This is a genomic window from Saccharothrix mutabilis subsp. mutabilis (assembly GCF_039521145.1).
GTDB lineage: Bacteria > Actinomycetota > Actinomycetes > Mycobacteriales > Pseudonocardiaceae > Actinosynnema > Actinosynnema mutabilis.
On the sequence record NZ_BAAABU010000053.1, the window covers coordinates 1 to 1,105 of the forward strand.

The 1,105-nt window shown below is 69.0% G+C and carries 1 protein-coding gene; it reads right to left on the reverse strand.

The annotated features are described in order from the left end of the window. On the reverse strand, window positions 1-985 hold a 985-nt coding region (locus ABD126_RS38545), incomplete at its 3' end, for an IS481 family transposase (protein ID WP_343940641.1). Window positions 986-1,105 lie beyond the last annotated feature (120 nt).

The following is a 1,105-nucleotide window of genomic DNA, read 5'->3' on the forward strand; positions in this document are numbered from 1 at the left end:
TGTACTGCCCCGTGAGGTTGGGGACGCGACTGGCGGGTGGTAGGCCCTTGAGCGCGGTGTGGCTGCGGTGGTGATTGTAGGTGTGCAGCCACTGCGGCAGTGCCTCCCGGCGTTCGTTCTCGGATTGGTAGGGGTGGGCGTAGGCCCATTCGTCGAGCAGGGTGCGGTTGAAGCGTTCCACTTTGCCGTTGGTCTGCGGTCGATACGGGCGGGTGCGTTTGTGCGCGATGCCTGCGGCGGTGAGGGCGTCGCGCCAGAGCCGTGATCGATAGCAGGATCCGTTGTCGGTGAGCACCCGCTTGACGGTGATCCCGTTGGCGTGGAAGTAGGTTTGGGCTCTGGCCCAGAACGCGGTGGCGGTTTCCTTGGTCTCGTCGGGCAGGATCTCGACGTAGGCGAGCCTGCTGTGATCGTCCACGGCGTTGTGCAGGTAGCTGTAGCCGATCCTGGGTTGGCCGCCGCGTCGGACCGGGCTGGCGGTGCGCTGTTTGTTGTGGTTGCCCGCTGCCCGGCCGTGGACCTTATGGCCGCCGCCGTCGGGGATGTTGCCCAGCTTCTTGATGTCGACGTGCACCAGGTCGCCGGCCGCGTCGCGTTCGTAGCGGCGCACCGGCTGTCCGGTGGCACGGTCCAGGTGCACGAGCCGGGCCAGGCCGTAGCGGGTCAGCACCCGATGCACCGTCGACGGGTTGAGCCCGAGCAGGAAGCCGATCCGGGCAGGCCCCCAGCGGCGGGCCAGTCGGACCTTGATGATCCGCCGCTCGGTGCGGGTCGGGGTGCGGCCGGGGCTGGTGCGCGGGCGGGAGGACCGGTCGGTCATGCCCGCGGCACCTTCGGCGCGGTAGCGGCCGGCCCACCGGGAGGCGGTGCCCACCGACACCTGGAAGCGTTGCGCGGCCTGGCGCAGCGGCCAGCCGTCGTCGACGACACACCGGGCCAGGCGCAGCCTGCCCAGCTCGGTCAGAGGTGCGTTAGCGTGAGGAATCGAGGGCCTCCGGGGTCGTCGGTGCAGATGTCGCAATCCACACCGAACCCGGAGGCCCTCCCTCATTCCAAGATCATCCGATCACGTGTCGCCCTGTTCACAACCTCTCCGGGCAGTACA